The sequence below is a fragment of the Mesorhizobium sp. B2-2-4 genome (genome assembly GCF_006442375.1).
Taxonomy (GTDB): domain Bacteria; phylum Pseudomonadota; class Alphaproteobacteria; order Rhizobiales; family Rhizobiaceae; genus Mesorhizobium.
In genome coordinates, this window is record NZ_VFWB01000033.1 from 1 (window position 1) to 2,348 (window position 2,348).

Annotated in this window: 1 protein-coding gene; it reads left to right on the forward strand. The window is 65.3% G+C overall.

Features of this window, described 5'->3' with window-relative positions:
* Positions 1 to 2,348, forward strand: a 2,348-nt coding sequence (locus tag FJ959_RS32560; RefSeq protein WP_281405980.1) for an autotransporter-associated beta strand repeat-containing protein, incomplete at both ends; no start/stop codon positions are given.

The window sequence follows — 2,348 nt, forward strand, 5'->3', positions numbered from 1 at the left end:
TCGACATCGGGCTCGCGCCTGGCACTGGCCATCCTTCTCGCAGCTGGAACGCTGTCAACAACGCTTCCGGCGAGAGCTGTCGAGACTGACTGGATTGTCAAAGACGAGGCGACGCTCAGGGACGCCATCAGTAGCGCCCAGAAAAACGACACCATCACCTTCACCGCGAACGTCACCCTGAGCGCAAACTTGCCCACCGTGCAGAAAGACGTGACCATCGACGGTGGCAACTTCACGCTGTCTGGCAATAACCAGTATCGCGGCCTGTTCGTCCAGTTCGGCACAGTAGTCGTCAACGATCTCACCATCGCCAACGCCAAGGCCCAGGGCGGCAGAGGAGGCGACGCAAGGTATGGCGGCGAGCTGTATATTGGAGGCGGCGGCGGCGGTGGCGGCGCTGGACTGGGCGGCGCGCTGTTCGTCGCCAGCGGCGCCAATGTGACGGTGAGCAACGTCAACCTGCAAGCCAACCAGGCCCATGGCGGCAACGGCGGCGCGCTCAGGCCAGATACCGGCGGTTGGACCAGCGGCGGCGGTGGTGGCTATTGGCCCACCGGTGCTAACGGCGGCGACGCCGGCCCTGTCGTCAATGGTGGCGGCGGTACAGGCGGCGGCGGCGACGGTGCCCACGCCTTTGAGCGCCAGGGCCACCCCGGTGGCTTCGGCGGTGGCGGTGGCGGCGGCCCCAATGGAGGTGGCTCCGGCGGTTTTGGCGGCGGCGCCGGCGGCAACGGCGATATCTTCCACTCAGTGGCTGTGCCCGGTGGCTTCGGCGGCGGCAATAGCAACGGCAAGGACCCCAGTGCCGGCGGCGGTGGCGGCGCCGGTCTCGGCGGTGCGATCTTCGTTCAGGAGGGCGGCAGCCTGACCCTGGCCGGCGCTCTCAACATTTCCGGAAATGCCGTTGCGGGCGGTGACGGTGGAGTGGAAAACGGGTGCAAAGGCCTTCCAATATCTCCAGTGTGTGGTGGCAATCCCGGCCAGGGTATCGGTTCGGGCATCTTCCTACACGGCAACGGATCGGTCAGCACCGTCCCCAGCGGTGGGCAGACACAGACCATAAGCGACATCATCATCGACCAGACCGGAGCTGGCGGCACCGGCGCCGACAGCGGCAGTTGGTCTCTAATCAAGAATGGCGACGGCGTGACCGTTCTCACCGGCGCCAACGCCTATAGCGGCGGCACCATCGTCAATGCCGGCATCCTGCAGGGCAACACGTCGAGCCTGCAGCGCAATATCACCATCAACAATAATGCCTCCATCTTCTTCGATCAGGCGGGCAGCGGCACTTATGCTGGCATCGTGTCCGGCACCGGCAATCTCTGGAAACGAGGCAACGGCGAGGTCGCGCTCACTGGCGAGAACACCTATACGGGCGGCACGCGGGTGGAAGGCGGAACCCTGCTTGTCGCCTCCGACGCCAAACTCGGCAAGGCAGATGCCCATCTCCACCTGCTCGACGGCGGCGGTCTGCACGCCTCCGAGACCTTCACCAGTTCCCGGCCCGTCGGGCTTTTGAGGGGTAATGGCGTCTTGCTCGTCGATCCAGGCAAGGCCCTCACCTTGAGCGGCGTCATCGGAGGAAGCGGCGTGCTGGTCAAGTCCGGCTCCGGCGACCTGATTCTTTCCGGTACGAATACCTATTCGGGCGGCACGGCCGTTTCGGCCGGCGCGCTGTTGTTCACTACCGACGCCAGCCTAGGCGCCGCGGGCAGCGCCATCAATCTGAACAGCGGCACGATCGGGCTAGCTTCGGATGCTTCGGCACAGACGGTCAATCGCCCCGTCACGATCACGAACAGCGGCGGTTTCTTCGTTGCATCGGCTCCGCTGACCTGGAGCGGCGTGATCAGCGGCACCGGCACGATGGTCAAGTCCGGTACCGGCACGCTTTTTCTCTCCGGCAACAACACCTACACCGGCGCGACCATCGTCGACGCCGGCACGCTTGTGGCGAACGGCTCGATCCTCTTTTCGAGCCTGACGGTGAATGCGGGCGCAACACTTGGCGGCACTGGCAGTGTCGGCTCCGCCACGCTGGCCGGCGGCACGCTTTCGCCGGGCAATTCGATCGGCACGATCAATATCATCGGGAACCTTGCGTTCGGCGCCGGCTCGGTCTACGCCGTCGAGGTCTCTGGCAGCACGGCCGACCGCGCGAACGCTATCGGCTCCGCCGATCTTTCGGGCGGCACCGTCGATGTCAGGTTCCTGGCGGGCGGCTCTGTTTCCAGGAACTACACCATCCTCAATGCCACGGGCGGTCTCGGCGGCACCAAATTCGCCGGCCTCAGCGACGCGCCGTTGCCCGGCTTCGAGACCAGCCTGAGCTATGACGCCAACAA